This window comes from Thalassospira profundimaris WP0211, from assembly GCF_000300275.1.
In the GTDB taxonomy this organism is placed as follows: Bacteria; Pseudomonadota; Alphaproteobacteria; order Rhodospirillales; family Thalassospiraceae; genus Thalassospira; species Thalassospira profundimaris.
Genome location: NZ_AMRN01000006.1, coordinates 184,270 through 204,811, shown reverse-complemented (window position 1 = coordinate 204,811; position 20,542 = coordinate 184,270). Strand labels below are relative to the sequence as shown.

The window sequence follows — 20,542 nt, the reverse complement described above, 5'->3', positions numbered from 1 at the left end:
CGATATGGTAAAGAGACTTAATTACCGTGCCGTGAAATACCGCCCCGGACGATGATTGAGAGCAATGATCAGATTGAGGATGACAGCGCCCAGGATCGAGAGCAGGACCTTGTCAAAGGGCAGGGTCAGGAAGGCGCAGACGAGGATCGCCATGTCGACCGCGAGCTGGAAATAGCCTGCGCGGATGTTGAAGTTTTCCTGAAGGTACAGGGCGAGGATATTGACCCCGCCAAGGCCGGCGCGATGGCGAAACAGCATGAGCAGGCCAATCCCCATCAACGCACCCCCGGCAACCGCGGCATAGATCGGGTTGAGCGTGTTGAATTCTACCAGCATCGGAGTCAGTTTCGAGAAGGCCGAGACCAGACCAACGGCGATGAAGGTCTTGATGGTGAAGGCCTTGCCCATGCGTTTGAAAGCCAGCCAGTAAAACGGCAGGTTGATCACAAAGAAGATCACGCCAAACGACAGCCCGGTGGCATGTTCAATCAGAAGGGCAGCGCCGGCGGTACTGCCGGTGACAAGGATGCTTTCGCTATATAGCGTGACACCAAGCGACACCACCATGGTGCCCAGCAGCAGGGCCAGCACATCCTCATACGGGCGATGGGCGATATCGTCCTTTTTGGGTGTTTCGCTGGTTGCGGCCGGGTCGGTTTTATCGTTGGTGTTTACGGTGCTCATAAGCGGTGTGCTGCCAGTTGGTTGATTAGATTGAATTAAAATACGCTTTTCGCAGGTGCGAAACAAGCGGTGGGCAAGATCGCGGCGTAAATCGCGTGTTTTTGATGTAACGGTGTCGCCAAACGCAAAAGACCGGCTTAAAGCAAGCCGGTCTTGGTAATTTTGTATGTCAGTCCGCTGTTACGCCAGATGGTGATCAGGCGGCCTTGTCCCATTCCGGGGCGAAGGACGGATCAATCAGGCGACCGTTTGGATTGGCAAGATCATGGATTGCTTCCATGTCGTTTTCAGACAGCTCGAAATCAAAGATATCGAAATTGGCCGCGGCATTTTTGGGGGAACCCGATTTCGGGATCGCCATGACGCTTTCTTGTTGCAGCAACCAGCGCAGGGTTACCTGCACGGGCGACTTGCCGTATTTTTCACCGATGGCCTTAAGTGTTGCGTCCTTCATGACATTGCCACGCGCAATCGGGCAATAGGCCGTCAGCAGCATGTTGTGTGCGCGCACACTTTCGAGCACCTTGGACTGGTCAAGATAGGGGTGATATTCGACCTGATTGACCGTCAGCGGCGCATCGGTCAGTGACACGGCCTGATCAATCAGGGCGGTCGGGAAGTTTGAAATCCCGATCAGGCGCGTCATGCCGAGGTTTTTGACCTCGTTCAAGGCAGCCATGGTTTCTTCAAGCGGCACGTCATCATTGGGCCAGTGCAGCAGCAGCAGATCAACATGGTCCAGATCAAGCTTGCGCAGGCTTTCGACCACGGAGGTCTGCAAATCACCGCTTTGGAATTTGTCGTACCAGACCTTGGTGGTCAGGAAGTAGTCATCGCGCGCGAGGCCGGAGTTTTTCAGGCCCTGACCAACGCCCTGTTCGTTGTGATACATCTGGGCGGTATCGAAATGGCGATAGCCGATCTTGGCGGCCTCAGCGATCATTTTCGACGCTTCATCGTTATTGAGCTCGTACGTCCCAAAGCCAAGGGCCGGGATTTTAGTGTCCTGCCAGTTCCGGTAAATCATACTGGTGTACCCCCTTGTTTCGTTTGATTGTTGTGATTTTGGGTCTTCGCGGTGTCATGTGCAAATGACGATCCGGTGTCAGTTTGCCCGATTTGCGCCAGATTTAGTGCGCATGTCGCCGATCGCAACCTGTACATCAGGATGGTACAGGCTGTGCAATTGGCGAGAGGCCCGGGGTTGTCCCGTGTGCGGGTGGGGATTTTCAGGCAAAGAAAAAGGGCGACCAAATTAATGGGTCGCCCGAAGTTCAGGACTTAGAGTGAGGCTGTATCAAGCCAAGGACGAGATTGCCGCAATCACGGGTAATGATCCTTGATGTGGCTCAAACGCAGTCGATTATTCTTTGACCGTATTGCCATCATTGGTTTCGCTGACCGCGGCATTCAGGTGATAAAGCGATTCACGGATCACCTGGGGCCCAAGATCCTTGGTGATGAAGACGATCTTGGACCGGTGATCATCACTTGGCCATGCGGGCAGGGATGCCGGCGGGTGGAAAACATGCTGCACGGCGTGAATGGCGACAGGCGCATCTTCACCGACCAGATTAAGGATGCCCTTTACGCGCAAAAGGCTTTCGCCGCGCATCTGGGTAAAGATTTCGGCCCAGGTGACAAAGGCATCCCAATGGATCGGTTCGTCAAAGGTAATGCAAAATGACCGGATGTGGTCATCATGGCGGTTGACGTCATGGCTGTGATCATGGTGGTCGTGCGAATGATCATGATGGTCATGATGCCCGTGATCGTCATGATGATGGTTATGCGCATCACCATGCTGTTCATAGGCTTCGTCGCGCAGCCATTTCTGCACATCCATGCTTTTGGTTGTCGGATCATACAGCCCGGCATTAAACAGCTTTGAAACCGCAATGTCGCCATTGACCACCGGATAGATCGGGGCGGCCGGGTTAAGGGCGCGCAGGCGGGTTTCAAGGGCTGTGCGCGTTGCCTCATCGGCCAGATCGGCCTTGGTCATCAGGATGCGGTCGGCAACGGCCGTCTGCTTGACGCTTTCGGGATGGTTATCAAGTTGGCCTGCGCCGTGGATGGCATCGACGGTGGTCACCACGCTATCAAGGCGGAACTTGGTGGTCAGAAGCGGGTCGGTCATCAGGGTGTGCAGGATCGGGGCCGGGTCGGCAAGGCCGGTGGTTTCAATGATCACCCGATCAAATTCCGGGATTTCACCGCGCGTGCGTTTGACAAACAAATCGCGCAGGCCCGAAATCAGATCACCGCGCACCGAGCAGCAAATGCAGCCGGAATTTAGCAATACCACATCTTCGGACACTTCGCGCACCAGAAGATGATCGAGCCCGATTTCGCCGAACTCGTTAATCAGCACGGCCGTCTTATCCATGCCATCCTGTGTCAGCAGGGCATTCAAAAGCGTGGTCTTGCCACTGCCAAGAAAGCCGGTGATGACGGTGGTGGCGATGCGGTCAAAATGTTCGTTGGAAAGGGCCATGATCAATCAGGTCTTTTGCGCTGGGCGTGGGATTTGGGGCTTATTTCTTGCCGTAAAGCTCTTCGGCCGAAACTTCCGGTTCGGAAATCACGACTTCCTTGCCATCACGTGCGGCGAAATAGAAACAGTTGCGCCGCCCGGTGTGACAGGCAACGCCAATCTGATCGACCTCGACCAGAATGGTGTCCATGTCGCAGTCATAGCGAAAATCGACAAGTTTCTGCACCTGGCCGGAGCTTTCGCCCTTGCGCCAGAGTTTCCCGCGAGAGCGCGAGAAATAACACACCCGGCCGGTTTCAAGTGTTTCAAGCACGGCATCGCGGTTCATCCACGCCATCATCAGGACTTCGCCGCTGTCATGTTGCTGGGCGATTGCCGGGATCAGGCCGTTTTCGTTGAATTTCAGTTTGTCGGCAATCAGTGCATTTGAGCCCGTCATGGGGAAGCTCCGGTCGATGGTGGTTGACTTTTGACGTTCGGCGCGTCAGAAAATGATATATTATAACATTTCATCAGATGCCACGGCTTTTTGAAATCGGTTGGGCCGAAACCGCCGAAACCAGATGGCCGTCGATACGAGATATTCAGCTATGAGCGATCTTTTCCCGAAAAAGGGCCATGATCACGACAGATGTGTGCATAGCGCACTTGCGCAGGCAGAGAAAGTCTGTGACAGCGAAAATGCGCGTTTTACCGACATGCGCCGCAAGGTCTTTACCCTTATCTGGCAATCGCATAAGGCGGTGACGGCCTATGAGCTGCTGGATGCGCTGACCGCCGAAGGGCAGCGGGTGCAGCCACCGACGGTTTATCGCGCGCTGGAATTCCTGACCGAGCTTGGTCTGGTGCACAGAATTGAGTCGCTTAATGCCTATTTCGGCTGTGACCGGCCTGATTGCGAACATTTGGGGCAGTATTTCATCTGTACTGATTGCGGGCGCGTGGCCGAGGCGGTCAACGAAGACATGAGCAACGCGGTGCGCAAGGCAGCCCGCAGTGTCGGTTTTACCATTCAGGCGACCACGGTCGAGATCAAGGGGCTGTGCCATGACTGCGCCACTCATTGAAGGCCGTGACCTTGTTCTGTCCTTTGGCAATGAGCGGGTGCTTGATCAGGTATCGCTTGCCATCCATCCGGGCGAGATCATTACCCTGATCGGGCCAAATGGTGCTGGCAAATCCACATTGGTCAAGACGCTTCTGGGCTTGCAGAAAGCCGATAGTGGCGAGGTCGTGCGCAAACGCGGGCTTACGATTGGCTATGTGCCGCAAAAGCTTGCCATTGATCAGGTTTTGCCGATGACGGTGAAGCGGTTTCTGAGCCTGACCCGGTCCGTGAGCCGGGCGGATTGCGAAGGCGTTCTGGCGCAGGTCGGGGCAGGGCATGTGATTGACGCGCAGATGAGCCAGCTTTCAGGTGGCGAGACGCAGCGTGTGATGCTGGCCCGCACCCTTTTGCTGCGCCCGCATTTGCTGGTGCTCGATGAGCCGACGCAGGGCGTCGATGTTTCCGGGCAGGCGGAGCTTTATCGCCTGATTGACGAGATCCGCCGTGAACTTGATTGCGCCGTTCTGATGATTTCACATGACCTGCATCTGGTGATGGCCAAGACCGATCAGGTGGTCTGCTTCAATCGCCATGTCTGTTGTTCAGGCATTCCCGAAACCGTGCGCCAGCATCCGGAATACCGGTCCTTGTTTGGTGTGCGCGAGGCCGATGCGATCGGCATTTATCACCACGAACATGATCACGAACATGATCTGTCGGGGCATGTTGTTGGCGGATGTGGTCACGATCATTCGCATGACCATGCGCATCACCATCACGCAGATGATCACGCGCATGATCACAATAATGCCGTCAAAGAAGGGGCGGGAACAAACCAATGATGGACGATTTCCTGTTTCGCGCCGTTTTGGGCGGTGTTTTGCTGGCCATTGTCTGTGGACCGTTTGGCGCCTTTATCGTCTGGCGACGCATGGCGTTCTTTGGCGACATGCTGGCGCATACGGCATTGCTGGGGGTGGCGCTTGGTCTTCTGATCGGGGTCGATGTGCGGATCGGCATGATCGCGACTTGTCTGGCGGCTGCCCTTATTCTGGCTTATGGGCAGCGGCAATCGCGGATTGGCAGTGATACGGTGCTGGGCATGCTGGCGCATTCCACGCTGGCACTGGGCATGGTCGCGCTTGCCTTTGTGCAAGGGGTGGCTGTTGATCTGATGGCTTATCTGTTTGGCGATATTCTGGCGGTCAATACCGGGGATATCTTGCTTTTGGCGGTTGGCGGCGCCTTTGCACTTGGCATCCTTGCATGGATGTGGCGGCCGTTGCTTGCGCTGACAGTCAGCCCGGAAATTGCCGCGGCCGAAAGCATCCCGGTCGAACGTCTGCGTTTGATCTTCATGCTTCTGATGGCGCTTGTGATCGGTATGGCGATCAAGATTGTCGGGGTTTTGCTGATTACAGCCCTTTTGATCGTGCCAGCCGCAAGTGCGCGTTTCTTTGCCCGCACACCTGAACAGATGGCGATTGGTGCGGGGCTGTTTGGCGCGGCGTCGGTTCTGGCGGGTCTTTCCCTGTCCTGGCATGTTGATACGCCAGCCGGGCCCAGCATCGTGATTTCAGCCGCGGCGATCTTTGTTGCCAGCGGCATTGTGATGAGTGCCAAGCGCCACTTTGCAGGTAGCTAAACGTTATCGCCGCAAACGCGGTGATCAGCCCGGCACCCGATTCCGTAAAGCGCAGATAGAACCGCGTGAAAGGATATCGGCGTGCCGCAGCATTCATCAATAAATCGTAATCCAGCATCCGCTTCGGGCTCGCGGGAAGGTGCGCCTTTCTTTACATCCATCCCGGTGCCCGCACGTTGGTTCGGGCTAAGTGGTGCGATCCCGTTTGTTGGCTTGTCGATTGGCGGCGCATTCTTATCGGGTGCGCATCAATCCTTGGCCTATTTCACCCTTGTCGCCTATGGCGCGGTGATTTTGTCATTTCTGGGTGGTGTGCATTGGGGAAGGGCGATCAAGGCCTTTGATCAGGGGGCCGTTGCCGACAAGTTCCTGTGGGTTGCGCTTGGCATCAGTGTGGTGCCGTCGCTTATCGGATGGTTGACACTGCTTGTGCCGCTGGCGATTGGGTTGCCTGTTCTGGCAGCAAGCTTTGCGGCCATGCTGTTGATCGATTTGCAGACCGTCAAAAGCGAGCAGTTTCCATCATGGTATGGCAACTTGCGCGTCATCCTGTCGGTGATTGTGATTGCATCGCTTTTGTTTGCGTGGCTCTAAGGCCACGAAGGTTTAAAGGTTTGAACTGAAAAGGGCGCTGAAAGTTCAGCGCCCTTTGTCATTTTCGGGTGTGCTTTTCGGATTTAGGCCGTTTTCAGCCGATCAAACCCGGCTTCAAGATCGGCGATCAGATCATCGGGGTCTTCAAGGCCGATATGGAGCCGGACCAGTTGGCCATCTTCGTCCCATTTGGTGGCAGTGCGGATTTTGGCCGGATCGGACGGCAAGATCAGGCTTTCAAAGCCGCCCCAGCTAAAGCCCATGCCAAACAGCTCCATATGATCGACCATATTGGCGAGCTGCGCCTTTTCGACCGGCTGCATGACAAAGGAAAACAGACCGCAGGCACCGGTGAAATCGCGTTTCCAGATGGCGTGTCCCGGATCATCGGGGAGGCCCGGATGTATCACGCGTTTGACTTCCGGGCGGGTTTGCAACCATTTTGCGACCTTAAGGCCGCTTTCATGATGCTGTTTAAGACGCACAGCAAGGGTGCGAAGCCCGCGCTGGGCCAAATAGCAATCATCTGGCCCAACTGCATCACCGGAAATCAGGACCTGCTTCTTGATGGTCAGAAGGTCTTCCTCAGTCGCGGTCGTGATGGTGCCCAGCATGACGTCGGAATGACCGACAATGTATTTGGTGCCCGCCTGAACCGAAACATCAACACCCAATTCAAACGGACGGCACAGGATCGGGGAAGCCCAGGTGTTATCAAGCATCACCTTTACATTGCGCGCGTGCGCGGCCTTGGCGATTGCCGGGATATCCTGCATTTCAAAGGTCAGTGACCCCGGGCTTTCGCACCAGACAAGGGCGGTGTTATCGCGAATAAGGCCGGGAATGTCGCCGCCAATCGCCGGATCATAATATTCCGTCTCGACCCCGAACTTTTTGAGGAACGTATTGCACAGGTTGCGAGTCGGGAAATAGGTGCTGTCGGTGATCAGGATGTGATCGCCGGGCTTCACAAAGGCGAGGATCGCATTGGTGATGGCCGAAACGCCCGATGAAACGCATAGCGTGCCATAGCCACCTTCAAGTTCGGCAACGGCTTCTTCCAGCAAAAAGCGCGTCGGCGTTCCGTGGCGGCCATAGGTCGTTTTTCCGGGGACCGAGGCGCCAGCCTTTTCAAGTTCTGCCAGGCTGTCAAACAGGATGGTCGAGGCATGCAGAACCGGCGGGTTGACCACGCCGTGATACTGGCTGGAACGGCGACCGGCATGGACCAGTTTGGTTGCGGTATGTTTGGGGCTTTGCGATGACATAACAGGCGGTTCTCCTTGGGCGCGACGTCTTATGCCTCAAAGACAAACCACCTTGGCGGCGGCCGTTCAAGGCTTTTTGCGTCAAAGCCATTGTTAATGCCTGATATCAGGCTATTTTTTACAGGCGATAACAGCACCGAATGACACAGAATACAGCAAGGGGGCCCCGTGATTGAACTTCAGGATTTTCGCACTGCGCGCAAGGCGATATCGGACCATATGCGCCTGACCCCGGTGTTTGAGGCCAGCAATTTTGGCGATACATCGGGCTTTGTCGCGCGTGATCGCATCCCCGAGATATTCCTGAAACTTGAAAACATGCAGGTCAGCGGGTCCTTTAAGGCACGCGGGGCGATGAATGCCGCACTGGCCCTTGAACCGGAACAACGCTCTGCCGGGCTGTGCACCGCATCGGGTGGCAACCATGGCTTGGGTGTGATCAATGCGGCCCGCACACTGGGTGTACCGGTGAAAATCTTCCTGCCGACCAATACACCACAGCCCAAAGTCAAAAAACTGCGCGCGCAGGGTGTTGATGTGGCGTTGATCGGGGCCGTTTGGGATGACGCCAACCGTGCCGCGATGGGGCACGCACATGAAAGCGGTATGGCCTATATCCACCCGTTCGCCGACCCCAAGGTGATTGCCGGGCAGGGAACCATCGCGCTTGAGCTTTTAGAACAGCAACCCGACCTTGATACGCTGGTCGTTGCGATTGGTGGTGGTGGACTGATTGCCGGTGTGGCGACAGCCGCACGCTTGTTGCGCCCATCGATCCGGGTGATCGGTGTGGAGCCGACCGGGGCGGCAACCCTGTTTGAAAGCCTTAAGGCCAACGAGGTCGCGACTTTGCCCAGCGTGAATACAGCCGCCACCAGTCTGGCACCGCGTCAGTCATCGGCACTTAATGTCGATCTGATTGGCGGGAATGTGGATCGCATCGCACTGGTCAGTGACGAGGAAATGCAAAAATCTGCCAAGTGGCTTTGGAAGGAGTTCGGCATTTCGGTCGAACTTTCGGCCGCCGCCGGTATTGCGGCTGTTATGAATGATCGCCTGGGCGATCCAAATCCTGGGCGGGTCGGGGTGATTGTGTGCGGAACCGGTATGGATGGTTTTGAGTAGGGATAAATAAAAAGGGATGAAACCAAACGGTTTCATCCCTTTTTAAACCAGACGCCAGTCCGATAGGACTGGCGCGGAAATATATAGCGTCGCAAACCGCCAAAGAGCAAAAAGCTCTCCGGTGCGGAATTACATCTTCGGCTCGACCACCTGACGACCACGGTACATACCGGTGTTCGGGTCAATGTGGTGCGGGCGATGCAGTTCGCCGGTCTCTTTGTCTTCGCGGTACGAGCCCTTGGCGAGCTTGTCATGCGAGCGACGCATGCCCTGACGGGACTTGGTCACTTTTTTCTTTGGCACTGCCATGGGTCATCATCCTCTGGCTTGGGTAAACTCAGGCGCGCTTGTTACCGTGCGCGGTCGGGAAAGTCAACGATCAAAGTGTCGGAATCTGCATTATTTGCATTTTTCGGATCACTTTCGCGATCAGGTGTATCTCTCGCGGGATGACCATCATGATCGACATGGTGATCGATATGCGGGATCAGTCCTGTGTCGCGCGGATCATCAACAATATCGGTTCGGCGATCATATATAGCAAATCCTGCCTTTTGGTAAGCCCCAAGTGCACTTGGATGATCAAGCGTGCAGGTATTGACCGTGATACGGGTGGGCTTGAAGCTCCAGGCGGTATCAATCGCCCAATCCAGCAGGTATTTGCCAAAGCCCTTGCCGATGAATTCCGGCATCAGGCCCATATAGTGCAGATCAATGACGTTATCCGATTCAAAATCCGTCAGATCAAGCTCGGCAAAGCCCGCCGGAACGCCAGCAACATAAAGCACATAAACATGTGTTTCCGGCTTGGCGAGGATCGCAGAGAGTTCTTCGTCGCTCATCAGGCGGCGTTGCCACCACAGCCATGGTTCGCCGACCGTATTATATAGGTAGCGATAAAATGACAGGGTCGGGTTTTCAGCCCGGATGATCGCGACCTTGCCGGGTGGGACGATGGCCGGTGCGCGTTCGGGCGGGCTTTGCATTTCAAGGAAGCTGACGACAACTTCCAGCTTGCGCGGATTGGATGGGGTCATTGGTCTAAACTCTTGCGCATTATCTTGTTTTGGTGCGGATCAGGATCAGCCTGATCGGTGACGCTTGCTATAAAGTCATAGCCGAGTTTGGCGTAAAAATCACCCGCTGCGGCATTTTCAATTGTGACCCGAATTTCACTTAAGCCCGAAAGACGCAGGATATCCTCGGCCAAACTTACCAGTTCGCGGCCAATGCCACTGCCTTGGGCGTGCTTGGCGATCGCCAGATAATGAATCCAGCCAAAGACAGTGTCATGGCCGGTCATCATGGTGGCAAAGATTCGCTGATCAATTGGCATGCGCGCGACAATCAGGCTGCCATTATCGGCCGCAATACAGTTTTCGATATCCTGCCTTGTATCACGGATTGCCGGGATCAGGCCGGTTGCAATCCAAAGGCGGGTGATGGCGGCAATGTCGTCGTTTGAGGGCGCTTTAAGCTGTTCAAGTCTGATGCCCGCGCCATCGGCGGTATGGTTGGTCATATCCGAACCGAACGGGGATGGGGCGGGCATCGGGTTTCTCATTTTAAATGTGTGATACGGACGGGGCCGGATTTTCAGGCCGGGCCGGTATCAACCGGGCTGTCTTCCGTGGTGGCCCATTCCGCCCAGGATCCGTCATAGACCGCGACCTGTTTGTGGCCGGAAATATAGGCCCCCATGGCAAGAACACAGGCGGTAACGCCCGAACCGCAACTTGCAACAATCGGTTTGTTAAGGTCGACACCTGCTGCGTCGAACGCGGCCTTGATTTCATCCGCCGACTTAAACGTGCCATCTGAGTTCAGAAGTTCGGTAAAGGGCAGGTTGTAGGAGCCGGGAACGTGGCCAGATTTGCCCCAAGGATCGTCAACTTCACCGCGGAAGCGTTCGCCCGCGCGGGCATCCACCAGCTGTTCGCGTTTGGTTTTGACGTTCGAGAGAACCTGATCATATTCACGCAGCAAAAAGCTGTTGGCGCGTGCGGTAAAGTGGCGTTCGCGCGGCGGGGTAGGTGCGTCGGTGACCGGGCGTCCCTCGGCGATCCATTTTGGCAGGCCGCCATCAAGCACGACGACATCATGATGGCCGAAATGGCGCAGCATCCACCATGCACGGCAGGCGGCAAGGGCGGAACCCTTCTGGCTATAGACAACCACACGGACACCATCGCCGAGGCCGAGTTTGCGGACCTTGGCGGAAAACTTGATCGCATCGGGCATCATGTGCGGCAGCGGGGCGCTGTCATCGGCGGCGATATCATCGATATCAAAGAAAACCGCGCCCGGAATGTGTTCGGCATCATAGAAGTCGCGGGCATTTTTGTTTTCGGCTGGCATGTACCAGCTGGCATCGACGACGCGTACATCCGGTGCATCAAGGTGATCCGCAAGCCATTGGGTGGACACAAGGGCGTCGGAAAGTGGGTTGGTCATGGACAAGCTCCGATTGACGGTGGTGGATTTCCGGTTGGTTCCGGGATTGTTTTAAATTTGGTCCTGAATCTATTTAAATTTGTAACGGCATAGCTTGAAGCAGGCAACTGATCGCGTGCAATCTGCCAGTGACCACTCTCTAACCTATGATGTCATTTCTAGTGATTATGATCTTTGTTTGCAGAGGCGTTCCTGTCTCCAGGTTCCAATGATTGTTATAGATAGCGCGGAGTAGCGGTTCTTTGAAAAGCTGGTATGTCACCTCATCGGGGAGCTGTGGCAACAGGCTATCTTTTGATAGTTCGAGAACAGCGTCCGGCTCAACTATCACTAAAATCGTTGTTTGTTTACGGTCTGGTTGAGGCGCGTCAGGGCTACAAAAACCCAAGTTCGGGTCTATGACGTCAAACTCAAGAAACAAGCCTTCTTCTGGTGACGCCCCTCTGAAACCGTTAAATTCTAGTGATGGCTGTTCCATGCGAACGGTCCTGTCTTAGTTGTTAAATACGATATTGATCCGGCGGTTCTGACGGCCTTTCTTTTCGATCTTGGCAACCATGACCTTGCCGATCTCGCCGGTTTTGCGCACATGGGTGCCGCCACAGGGTTGGAAATCGATCCCTTCGATGGTGACAGTCCGGATGGAATGTCCGTCCATCGGCGGCTGTACCGACATGGTGCGCACCAGTTCCGGATTGGCCTTAAGTTCGGCCACGGAGATTTCCCCGTCATAGACATCGGCATCGCGTGCGATCAGTTCGTTAAGCTTCTCGCTGATTTCATCCTTGTCGAGTGTGACCTCTGGCAGGTTGAAGTCCAGCCGCGCCTTGTGGGCGGCGATGTTGCCACCCGTGACATCACCTTCGATGACGGCACACAAAAGATGCAGGCAGGTGTGAAAGCGCATCAGCTTGTGGCGATTGTCCCAATCAAGTTCGGCTGTGATCGTATCGCCAACCGCGGGCAGGGGATGATCATCAGCAATGATGTGCAAGATACGCCCGGTTTCGCGATCCTTGACCGTGGTAACGACGGGAAGGGCCGTGCCATCGCCAAGGGTTAGTGTGCCGATATCACCCGATTGGCCGCCAGCGGTTGCGTAAAACACCGTTTGATCAAGTTCGATCCCGCGATCCGAAATGCTGGTGACGGTGGCGTTGCAATTCTTTGCATAGGCGTCTTCGCGAAACATCAGGCGTGTCATGTTTTCTGGTCTCCCGTTGGTGGCGGTTGATGGCGTTCTTGATTTTACCGCCCTGCGTTTGGTGCCGGGGCGTCCGTTCGTCACGCAGGATTGGTGCGAATGGGTTGATTGCCGGGATTATGGTGCGGTGGCGGACCGGCAATTGTCGAGGCCAAAGTTACGGCAATCCTTCGGCTTAAATGTAAGTTAGTATACATAAATGTAATATTGATGTTGAAAATTGTACGTAATGTATGGTATCGCTGCGGTGTAATTCAGGAGTGATATAGCCGTGCCAGCCATTATCCATGTCAAGCTTTCCGGCGAAGGGGACTTCGGGCCAGTCGATCTCGAATGCGCGATTCCGCCTGCGCGTTTGCCGGTGGTGATGGCTGCATTGTTCGGGCAGGCGCCGTCAGTGCCGGGAATGGCTGTTGGCGCGGTGCATGGTTCTGTACCTGGTGTTTCGGGTGGCGGTCGCCCGCACGAGAACGGCGCGGTTGATGGCTTCGCAAAGGAAGGTGCGGGGGGCAAGGCGAATGATCGCGCCCCGACCGCAGTCAGTGGCGTGCAGGGGGCAGGCGAGGCATATTTTGCCAATGGAAATACAGGCGATGCGGCATTTTCCGGCGCAGTAGATCCCGGCATGTTCATTACGGGGTTTGTTGGCAGTTTTGCCGATCTGGTCGGACGCCTGCAACCACGTGGCTTTGCCGAGATAATCTTGCTGGCGGCAATCTGGCTGCAATATCGCGATGGCAGGAGTTTTGTAACGCGCGGTGATGTGCGCCGCCTTTTGCGCCGCCAGGATCATCTGCGGATGCCGCGCAATTTTAGCCGGGATTTCCATGCAGCCGTGGCAAGAGGCTACCTTGAAGAAGTCGAGGGCGAAGACGGTTACACCGTTGCAACTGATGGCTTCCGCTGGTTTCGTGATGAGTGTATGAAATAATACAAAAAGTCGAAAAAGATATTGACGTTATGTATGTTTGTTGTATCTTTTTTAGCAGGGACAAACAAAAACGGGTGGGACCAAATCATGAGCGCGTGGGAAGTCAGAAGCAGCTGCCGGGTATGGCGGGGCCGTTATGTCATTCGTGGCGATGTTGATCGTATTGCCAACGACATTGTCGAACTTCAGCAAAACCGGTTCCCGGGGCTTGATGCGGAAAAGGTTTCGCTTCGGGTTGTGACCATGGCGGTGATGTCGGTTCTGGCCGAGGAGTGCTGCGAAGACGGGGTGACTGCAGCCGAACTTTCCTTCCTTTTGACCACCTGTCTCGGGATGCCGATTTCTCCGACCCGGATTGAACGGGAAATGGAAGGTCTTTCTGGTCTTGTCTGGACCGGACAGTGGGGTGGTGAAACCCTGTATGTCATGGAAAAACGTGGTTTGCGATTCTTTGAAAGTGCACGTGCCAGGGCGCTTTGCGAAGATGGAAATGTAAACGCCAAGGACCGCGAAGGTGTGGCCGCCAGCGAAGCACAAGACGCGGTTAATGCCATGATCGATCCCGCCATCATCAGCGAACCGGCAGTGCATGCCCGCTATCGGGTTGTCAGCTAGGATCTTCGCTTTTTGGCCAAGCCATCAATGTTTCGTTGCACCCGCCGGTTTTGCTGGCGGGTGTTTTTCTTTGGTTTGGGGTGTGATCAACAAGCGGCTTGACCAAACGAAAAAAGCGCCATATGCATAAAAGCATGGAAAACATTGTTACACATCAGAACGCCTATTTTACGTCGTGCACATAGCGCGGCGCCTGTTGATGTGTTTGTAAATTAAACCAAGACCGGCTGCCCCAGGGCGGCCTTTGTTTTTTCCATAAACCGGTTTGCCCGAGGTGGCTTCACCAACAAGGAAACCGGAAAATGACCCATATCTCTCTTGCGGATCGCATGCCGACACTTGATTTCACGCCGAACGCCCTGAAAGACGGGATTGGTGTGGTGCCGCTTATTCTGATGGCCGGTTTTGCCGAGACCAGCACGGCGGCAAGTGAACTGGTTGCACGTGGTGCTGTCACCATCGAAGGCAAACAGATCATTGATCCCGACCATCATATCCTGAGCTACGCCTTTGATGATGGCGAAGTGCTGCGCCTCACGGTTGGGGGCAAAAGCACGATGCTGATCCGGCGCGCGGACTGAACCGGATGGGGTATCTGTTGCGGGATATGGCAATGTTGCTGTTGATGTCAGAACAGCGACATTTGCCCGTTCGCGCTGGGACGTTTGAAGCCGCTGCAATCAAGGTTGAGAGACCGGTTGGTCAGGCCATGCTTTTTGCGCGCAGCGTCAAAGCGTTTGGCGATCAGATCGGCAATCGGACCCGTGCCGCGCATGCGGGTGCCGAACTCCGATTGATAGGTTTGACCATCGCGCATCTGACGGATCAGCGACATCACCTTTGCCTTGCGATCAGGGTAATGGGCCTCCAGCCATTCTTCGAACAGATCGGCGATTTCAAGCGGCAGCCGCAAGACGATGTGACCAATCGATTGCGCACCGGCGTCCTTGCAAGCCGCAACGATCTTTTCGATCTCCGTATCATTGAGGCCCGGAATAATAGGAGCACAAAGGACGGTGACCGGAATGCCGGCATCTGAAAGCTTCCGGATGGCCTCAAGCCTGCGGTGCGGGGCAGAGGCACGGGGTTCCAGAAGGTTTGACAACCTATGATCAAGACTTGTGACAGAAACGGCGACGGATGCCCGGTTTTTGGCAGCCATTGGTGCGATCAGGTCAATATCGCGGGTGACCAGTGCGCTTTTGGTAATGAGGGAAAAGGGATGCTGACAGTCTGACAGGACTTCGATGATGGATCGCGTCAGTCGCTTGTCACGGTCAACTGGCTGATAGGGATCGGTACTTGTGCCAATAACAATCGGGGCGGGTTGATAGGCCTTGGATGACAGTTGCTTGCGCAGAAGCTGGGCAGCTTCCGGCTTCCAGAAAAGCCTCGTTTCAAAATCAAGACCGGGCGACAGACCCAGATAGGCGTGGGTCGGACGGGCAAAGCAATAGACACAGCCATGCTCACACCCGCGATAGGGATTGATCGACCGATCAAACGGCACGTCCGGGCTTTGATTGCGGGTGATCACAGAACGCGCACCATCTATGCCAAGGGTGGTTTTGGTGCGTGGGGCGTCCTGATCTTCCATCAATGTGCCCAGCCATCCGTCATCAACCGCCTGATGGATATGACGTTCAAATCGCCCGTCAATATTGGACACCGCGCCGCGTCCCTTTTGTCCGCGGGAGGGCAAGATGTTCAGATCACATTTCGCGTTTGACCATCCATCATCAAAAATGGCGGCCCGGGTGTGGGCGTGGGTTTGGTTGATATTGTTCTTCATATAGTCACAATAGGGAACAAAAGAAGAACATTCAAGTCAAAGCCGATACGGCCGGATTTTTACAGTATCAAACTATCGACATTCGAGGTTGTTTACTGCGGTGCCGTCTACCGCGGTGCCGTCTACCGTGACTGAGCCAGTAACGGTGGGAAGGGTTCCGCCGCCGTCACCACATGGGTTGACGTTGTTGGTGGTATTACCTGTCCCTGACAGGTTATTTGTGGTTGATGAATTGGCGAAGAATACAAATCGCTTGTCGACGCCTGATCCGCTCACGGAAAGCTTGTTGTCATCGATGCTGATGTTGGAATTGTTGCCGATAATCGCCAGGAATCGGGCACCATTTGCATTGGAGGTAACGGATGAAACATTATTCTTGATCGTAACATCCTGGCTGTCTCTGATTATGATAGCGCCTGCGGTTGAGTTGACGTTCTGCGTTGTCAGTTTGTTGTTCCGAATGGTAACGTTCTGCTTTCCTTCGATGTGGACGATGTATGCTGACCCGGTTGTTGTGTTAACGTTCGCGGTCACACCAATCAGGCTGCTGTTATCGGCCATGTTAAAGAAACGCTTACCACCGCCGGCGCTGCCATTGCTTCCCTCGCCCGAGATTGATGCATCCGGAATGGTGACCGTAACTGACCGTCCTGTCGGGGTTTTGATGTCGAGTGCGCCACCCCCGACAATTGTTTGTCCACTCTGAACCGTTGTGACGGAATTGATCGCGGTGTAATTGCCGCTCAGGATCACGGTGGAATTGGCACCTGCATTGGCAATTTCAGTTGCAAAGTTCGTCGCCGATGTCGAGTTGCTGTTCAGAACTGTGATCGTTTCCCCGTCCGCAGTCTGGGTGATTTCACTTGCTTCTGAAAACTGTCCGGCCTGACTGACCACATCAATGTCGCGAATGATGGGATCGGTCATGCGCCGTTCCATCGCGTTCAGGCGGGGTTTCGGCGTATCGCCGAAGCCTTGCAACGGGATACGAAGACGGAAGCTGGCAAAGCCCTGCGTGCCCCGTGGGCTGTCATGCTGAATTTCCGCCCCGAGCGAAAAGCGCGACCCTTCCCACAAAAAGGGAACTTCATCAAAGGTCAGGTCCAGTCGCCCACGCGGACCCTGTACCGTATCAACACCGTCTTCCGTAAAGCGATAGCCACCGGCATAGGCACGGAGTTGCTGTCCGGCATCAGCCGCAAATAACGGAATGCGCCAGCCAATTTCCCCGTCAAAGCCACGTAGTGCGCGTTCTTCACCCTGATTGTACATCAAGGAGGTGCCGCTCACATCAACAGTACTCAGACTGTCTTCCATGTATTGTGTCGTGCCGATCGGGACATAGGCATTGGCGCGAAAATCCCAATCAAGCGACAGGGCCTCGGCGCCGAATGTCAATTGGTTGAATTTGTTGCCATAGGGGCTGTGGCGGCGGTCAAAGTAACCATAGCCGCCAATGTTCCATCCCGAATCAAGCATCTGCCGGATGCCAAGACCGAAGTTCCCTTCGTGGCTGTTGTTGTCATCCATCCGGGCGCGAAGGCTGGTGAAGGTCAATGTGTCCTCATCCTGCCAAAGCGGAATGAACAGGTCCGTCTCGCCAAGGTTACGATCCGTGCCACCTTTGCCTTCCAGGTCAATATGCGGTCCCCATTTAGGACCCGCGGTTTCGGCGTTACCAAGCGTTGAGGCAAGCAGGAGAGGGGCGCAAAGGGCGATGGAGCGGATGGATCGGGTAACGTGCATGTTTAACCTAGTCAGCAGGGCTCACATTGCGCCTGCTGGGGCAGGCACATTGCCAAGACTTCAGAAGATTTTGCTCGTGGGGAGTTTCGTGCCCCGCCGTTGCATGGCTTTTGCCATATTGATTTTTATTGCACCGACCGTAGTGCCGCCTGATCCTGGCGGCCACTTCTATTCTTTATCATTTTCCCAGAAGTTATCATTTTCCTGATCCCGGCAGGCTGACCGGACCGGGCACGGAAAATGTATGGTCACAATGATTTTCTTGTTGGTTGATCAAGGCCGGATATAGTCAATGCAAGGTGCGAAACGTCATCAGTCAATGCGCACCGTTTGATCATTTGCAAAGGATCGCCCCATGGATTGGTCACAGGTTTTGAGTTTTGCATTGGTTGCGTCACTGCTTGTCATGTCGCCGGGCCCCAATGGTGTACTGGTCGCCAAGACCGTGCCGACATCAGGACGTATGGCCGGCATGGCCAATGTGGCCGGATTTGTGACGGCCTTTTACTTGCATGGGACTTTGTCGATCCTTGGTATTTCCGTGATTCTTGTGCAATCGGCACAGGCCTTCATGGTCGTGAAGTTTTTGGGGGCGGCTTATTTGTGCTGGGTCGGGTTCAAGGCATTGCGCGATGCCTGGCGCGGGGTGAAAACGGTTGCCGAAGTATCACCGGCGAAGCGCAAGCGCACCCTGATCAAGGCCTATGGCGAGGGGTTTCTGACCAATGCGCTGAACCCGAAAGTCTCGATCTTTTATCTGGCAGCGTTTCCGCAATTCATCCCGGTGGGTGAGGGGGCGATGACCTCGGCCTTCATGCTGGTGTGCTTGCATGCGGCGATCAACGCCATCTGGTTTGCAGCCATGATCATGTTGCTGGCACGCCTGACCCGCTTTGCCGGGAGTGGTCGTTTCCAGCGTGCGCTTAAGGCAACCACCGGGGCAGTATTCATTGCCTTTGGCGTCAAGCTGGCAGCCCTTCGCCCATAAGGTTTGGCCAAGATATTCTTGTAAGCCCGTCGGTCAGGTGGATCGGCGGGCTTTTTATTTGCGCACGACAATCAGCGCCATGACAGCACAGAACAGGGCAAACAGAATGTCGCTTGCGGCGATATTGTCTGTCACCAGGGCCTCAAACGCGGCAATCGGCAGGATGATTGAGGTCAGGACCAGAAAGACGGGATTAAACAGTTTGTTTTTCATGTTACGCGCCCCCGTTCATCGTCGTGATCAGAAGGATACCCAGTGCCATGAAGCCGCATAGTGCGGTCAGGATAACACCGGTTTTAAGAACGACCGACAGCACTGGTCCTTCCTTGCCTGACAGGCCCACTGTTGAACAGCCAACCAGAATTTTTGACGGGGCCAGCATGCTGCCAAGTGATGCGCCCGTTGCTTGGGCGGCCAGAACAAGGGCAGTTGAAAGGCCGGAAAGTTCGGCGGTGTGACGCTGGAACATGCCAAAGACAACGTTGGAATTATTCGTGCTGCCGGTCATGAAGGCACCAAGGGCACCAATTGCCGGTGCAATCACCGGATAGGCGACGGCAAAGGCCCCGGAGAAGACCGCAGCGCCACCTTCGGCCAGGGCATAGGTCATGCCCGCATGGTCCATGATGATGGCAAGGCCGATCACTGGCACCATGCCGATGCTGGTCGGAAGACCGCTTTTCAGCGTGCGTTGCCAGATACGTTTGCCAATGCCGTCATCGTAATGACCGCGCAGCTTGAAGAACGTGAAGCTGATGGCAGCGGTATAAAGCAAAAGCGCGCCGGGATGGCCAAAGATCGCGATGGCCTTGGCACTTTCGGCTTCGATCACCCAACCGGTTGCCGTGGCGGTTTCCGGGAAATCAAGCGTGAAGCGGATCTTGCCAAGCAGCATCTCGACCGCTGGGACAAAGGTCGCCATGGTGACCAGCACGATGAAGACCAGATAAGGTGTGAGTGCCTCGATCAAGGGCATGTGCTGATGATCATCGGCAACCTGTTCAGCGACATCATCGGGATGCGGTTTCCAGAACCGGGTCACAATGATGGAGGCAACGAGCCCGGCAATCCCGGCTGTCAGGCCACCCAGTGTCCAGACACCATAGTTGGCCATGAAATACTGCACCACGCCCATGACGCAGGAAATCAGGACCAGCGGCACGATGCGGCGACGAATTGTGCGGAACCCGCCATCCAGCCACAAAACAGCCGCTCCGCACATAAAGCCCGACAGGCCAAGAAGGATTGCCGAATAATGGGTCAGTTCTGTTCCCGGAATGCCGGTAACACCAATCAGTGCCTCGAACGAGGTTGCCATATTGCCAAACAGAACCGACCAGCTATGCCCGATCATCGGGGCGGCAACGGCCAGTACTGGCGAGAAACCCATGCCCAGCAAAAGAGGTGCAACGACGGCAATCGGAACGCCGAAGCCTGCGACGCCCTGAAGGAAGCTTGCGAACACGTAGCCCAATATCAAAAGCTGTAAGGGCCGGTCATCGGTAAGCGATCGAATGGCGCGCCCGATGGTCTTGATCGCGCCGGCTTCTTCGGCCGCAAAATACAGGATCAATGCCGCCCAGACGATATAAAGGATGTACAGGGCCAGCATCACGCCCTTGGCCTGGGCGATGATCAGCATGTCGGTCGGCGCACCAAAGAAGAACACTGCCAGGATGACGGTAACAAACCAGGCAGCCGCACCAGCACGCGCAGCGCCCCAGTTGACCTTGATCATCAGAAACAGAATGGTCGCAATTGGCAGGGCTGCCAGCAGGAAGTTGGTCATGAAGGGCGCACCATAACCTTTTGAAACAAGGGGCTATCGTTGAAGTCTTCAACGGGACGCGCATATTGTCCGACCAATGATGCAAGCGCAAGTGGTGTGTTCTGGTATTTCGTATGATGAAAGCAAAATGCCGGATTCACTCGGGAACCCGGCATTTGCAAA

24 protein-coding genes are annotated in these 20,542 nt (G+C 55.2%); 9 read left to right on the top strand and 15 right to left on the bottom strand.

From position 1 onward, the window contains the following. Nucleotides 1–21: 21 nt before the first annotated feature. The 4 genes from TH2_RS12955 to hisI all read right to left on the bottom strand — a co-directional run bounded on the left by TH2_RS12955 (nt 22) and on the right by hisI (nt 3,620). Entirely contained in the window at nt 22–684 is a 663-nt protein-coding gene (locus TH2_RS12955) for a YitT family protein (RefSeq protein WP_008890888.1), read from the bottom strand. Between the two features lie 196 nt (nt 685–880). Continuing rightward, nucleotides 881–1,711 carry an aldo/keto reductase gene (locus TH2_RS12950; protein WP_008890887.1) on the bottom strand — a complete coding sequence of 277 codons (831 nt, stop codon included), beginning with the start codon at nt 1,709–1,711 and terminating at the stop codon, nt 881–883. A 336-nt stretch (nt 1,712–2,047) separates the two neighbouring features. Further along, the gene (locus tag TH2_RS12945; RefSeq protein ID WP_008890886.1) at nt 2,048–3,181 is read right to left on the bottom strand and encodes a CobW family GTP-binding protein; all 1,134 of its coding nucleotides are present in this window, start codon (nt 3,179–3,181) and stop codon (nt 2,048–2,050) included. Between the two features lie 40 nt (nt 3,182–3,221). After that, nucleotides 3,222–3,620, bottom strand: coding sequence for a phosphoribosyl-AMP cyclohydrolase (gene hisI, locus TH2_RS12940; RefSeq protein WP_008890885.1), 399 nt, complete (start codon nt 3,618–3,620; stop codon nt 3,222–3,224). Nucleotides 3,621–3,771: 151 nt separating this feature from the next. Here hisI and TH2_RS12935 point away from each other — a divergent pair, with 151 nt between their 5' ends. The 4 genes from TH2_RS12935 to TH2_RS12920 all read left to right on the top strand — a co-directional run bounded on the left by TH2_RS12935 (nt 3,772) and on the right by TH2_RS12920 (nt 6,468). Beyond that, nucleotides 3,772–4,248: a Fur family transcriptional regulator gene (locus tag TH2_RS12935; RefSeq protein ID WP_008890884.1), complete on the top strand. Its 477-nt coding sequence runs from the start codon at nt 3,772–3,774 to the stop codon at nt 4,246–4,248. After that, nucleotides 4,229–5,071, top strand: a complete 843-nt coding sequence (znuC, locus tag TH2_RS12930; protein ID WP_008890883.1) for a zinc ABC transporter ATP-binding protein ZnuC — start codon at nt 4,229–4,231, stop codon at nt 5,069–5,071. The genes TH2_RS12935 and znuC overlap by 20 nt, the downstream gene beginning before the upstream one ends. Continuing rightward, nucleotides 5,068–5,874: a metal ABC transporter permease gene (locus tag TH2_RS12925; RefSeq protein WP_008890882.1), complete on the top strand. Its 807-nt coding sequence runs from the start codon at nt 5,068–5,070 to the stop codon at nt 5,872–5,874. The genes znuC and TH2_RS12925 overlap by 4 nt, the downstream gene beginning before the upstream one ends. 81 nt (nt 5,875–5,955) lie before the next feature. Further along, the gene (locus TH2_RS12920) at nt 5,956–6,468 is read left to right on the top strand and encodes a DUF3429 domain-containing protein (RefSeq protein ID WP_008890881.1); all 513 of its coding nucleotides are present in this window, start codon (nt 5,956–5,958) and stop codon (nt 6,466–6,468) included. Between the two features lie 83 nt (nt 6,469–6,551). Here TH2_RS12920 and metC read toward each other — a convergent pair whose 3' ends face one another. Continuing rightward, nucleotides 6,552–7,736 carry a cystathionine beta-lyase gene (gene metC, locus TH2_RS12915; protein WP_008890880.1) on the bottom strand — a complete coding sequence of 395 codons (1,185 nt, stop codon included), beginning with the start codon at nt 7,734–7,736 and terminating at the stop codon, nt 6,552–6,554. Between the two features lie 168 nt (nt 7,737–7,904). Between metC and TH2_RS12910 the strand changes: the two genes are divergently transcribed. Next, on the top strand, nt 7,905–8,861 hold the full coding sequence (locus TH2_RS12910; protein ID WP_008890879.1) for a threonine ammonia-lyase: 957 nt from the start codon (nt 7,905–7,907) through the stop codon (nt 8,859–8,861). A gap of 129 nt (nt 8,862–8,990) precedes the next feature. Here the strand turns inward: TH2_RS12910 and rpmF are convergent, their stop codons facing one another. The 6 genes from rpmF to TH2_RS12880 form a co-directional block, all read right to left on the bottom strand. After that, complete coding sequence (rpmF, locus tag TH2_RS12905) at nt 8,991–9,170, bottom strand: 50S ribosomal protein L32 (RefSeq protein WP_007090029.1); 180 nt, start codon at nt 9,168–9,170, stop codon at nt 8,991–8,993. Nucleotides 9,171–9,211: 41 nt separating this feature from the next. Further along, nucleotides 9,212–9,898 (bottom strand): GNAT family N-acetyltransferase, encoded by a 687-nt coding sequence (locus TH2_RS12900; protein ID WP_008890878.1) that lies wholly within the window; start codon nt 9,896–9,898, stop codon nt 9,212–9,214. After that, nucleotides 9,895–10,413, bottom strand: coding sequence for a GNAT family N-acetyltransferase (locus TH2_RS12895; RefSeq protein WP_008890877.1), 519 nt, complete (start codon nt 10,411–10,413; stop codon nt 9,895–9,897). Before TH2_RS12895 ends, TH2_RS12900 begins: the two co-directional genes overlap by 4 nt. 44 nt (nt 10,414–10,457) lie before the next feature. Beyond that, nucleotides 10,458–11,315 carry a 3-mercaptopyruvate sulfurtransferase gene (gene sseA, locus TH2_RS12890; RefSeq protein WP_008890876.1) on the bottom strand — a complete coding sequence of 286 codons (858 nt, stop codon included), beginning with the start codon at nt 11,313–11,315 and terminating at the stop codon, nt 10,458–10,460. Nucleotides 11,316–11,454: 139 nt separating this feature from the next. After that, nucleotides 11,455–11,793, bottom strand: coding sequence for a hypothetical protein (locus tag TH2_RS12885; protein WP_008890875.1), 339 nt, complete (start codon nt 11,791–11,793; stop codon nt 11,455–11,457). Nucleotides 11,794–11,808: 15 nt separating this feature from the next. Then, on the bottom strand, nt 11,809–12,519 hold the full coding sequence (locus TH2_RS12880) for an alanyl-tRNA editing protein (protein WP_008890874.1): 711 nt from the start codon (nt 12,517–12,519) through the stop codon (nt 11,809–11,811). A gap of 271 nt (nt 12,520–12,790) precedes the next feature. On the opposite strand from TH2_RS12880, the gene TH2_RS12875 reads away from it, so the two are divergent. From TH2_RS12875 to TH2_RS12865, 3 genes are all read left to right on the top strand, one after another. After that, nucleotides 12,791–13,450 (top strand): hypothetical protein, encoded by a 660-nt coding sequence (locus TH2_RS12875; protein ID WP_008890873.1) that lies wholly within the window; start codon nt 12,791–12,793, stop codon nt 13,448–13,450. 87 nt (nt 13,451–13,537) lie between these two features. After that, a complete protein-coding gene (locus TH2_RS12870) occupies nt 13,538–14,065 on the top strand; it encodes a hypothetical protein (RefSeq protein ID WP_040823776.1) in 528 nt (175 codons plus the stop codon). A 302-nt stretch (nt 14,066–14,367) separates the two neighbouring features. Continuing rightward, complete coding sequence (locus TH2_RS12865) at nt 14,368–14,646, top strand: tyrosine--tRNA ligase (protein ID WP_008890871.1); 279 nt, start codon at nt 14,368–14,370, stop codon at nt 14,644–14,646. A 47-nt stretch (nt 14,647–14,693) separates the two neighbouring features. On the opposite strand, the gene TH2_RS12860 is transcribed toward TH2_RS12865, so the two are convergent. Together TH2_RS12860 and TH2_RS12855 are read right to left on the bottom strand one after the other, a co-directional pair. Further along, nucleotides 14,694–15,857 (bottom strand): PA0069 family radical SAM protein, encoded by a 1,164-nt coding sequence (locus TH2_RS12860; protein WP_008890870.1) that lies wholly within the window; start codon nt 15,855–15,857, stop codon nt 14,694–14,696. A gap of 72 nt (nt 15,858–15,929) precedes the next feature. Further along, nucleotides 15,930–17,603: an inverse autotransporter beta domain-containing protein gene (locus TH2_RS12855; RefSeq protein ID WP_008890869.1), complete on the bottom strand. Its 1,674-nt coding sequence runs from the start codon at nt 17,601–17,603 to the stop codon at nt 15,930–15,932. 355 nt (nt 17,604–17,958) lie between these two features. Between TH2_RS12855 and TH2_RS12850 the strand changes: the two genes are divergently transcribed. Further along, a complete protein-coding gene (locus TH2_RS12850; RefSeq protein ID WP_008890868.1) occupies nt 17,959–18,591 on the top strand; it encodes a LysE family translocator in 633 nt (210 codons plus the stop codon). 54 nt (nt 18,592–18,645) lie between these two features. On the opposite strand, the gene TH2_RS21285 is transcribed toward TH2_RS12850, so the two are convergent. Together TH2_RS21285 and TH2_RS12845 are read right to left on the bottom strand one after the other, a co-directional pair. After that, the gene (locus TH2_RS21285; RefSeq protein ID WP_157194096.1) at nt 18,646–18,804 is read right to left on the bottom strand and encodes a hypothetical protein; all 159 of its coding nucleotides are present in this window, start codon (nt 18,802–18,804) and stop codon (nt 18,646–18,648) included. A 1-nt stretch (nt 18,805) separates the two neighbouring features. Next, nucleotides 18,806–20,380 carry an L-lactate permease gene (locus TH2_RS12845; protein ID WP_008890867.1) on the bottom strand — a complete coding sequence of 525 codons (1,575 nt, stop codon included), beginning with the start codon at nt 20,378–20,380 and terminating at the stop codon, nt 18,806–18,808. Nucleotides 20,381–20,542: the final 162 nt, after the last annotated feature.